This window comes from Shewanella sp. AC91-MNA-CIBAN-0169 (assembly GCF_040310165.1).
Lineage (GTDB): Bacteria > Pseudomonadota > Gammaproteobacteria > Enterobacterales > Shewanellaceae > Shewanella.
The window spans coordinates 1-292 of record NZ_JBEOPM010000089.1 but is presented as its reverse complement, the minus strand read 5'-3'; the positions used below and the strand labels follow the sequence as shown (position 1 = coordinate 292).

The following is a 292-nucleotide window of genomic DNA, read 5'->3' as shown; positions in this document are numbered from 1 at the left end:
GGTTTAGGGGGTTGGGGTTTAGAACAGTTTGCCCCAAATACGTGGGGCTTTATGAACGAGCATGGTGATACGCATCAAGGTTACACGAGTACCAGCTTTGTGATATTGACGCCAAATGGTCGCGGTATAATGGAGAACTGGATTGGCGCAGGTTTTGATAGTGATGGTTCAGACAGTTGCGGTGGTAAGGGACAGCGTCTGTGTAATGATAGGAGTGCTGATTTAGAAATTGATACCAGTAAAACGGTAAACGGGTTTTACCCTCTAAAGCTAACTGTGAATGGATATAATC

General features: G+C 44.9%; 1 protein-coding gene. It reads left to right on the top strand.

Going from position 1 to position 292, the window contains the following annotated elements:
- Positions 1–292, top strand: a 292-nt coding sequence (locus tag AAEY98_RS22235) for a hypothetical protein (protein WP_351019733.1), incomplete at both ends; no start/stop codon positions are given.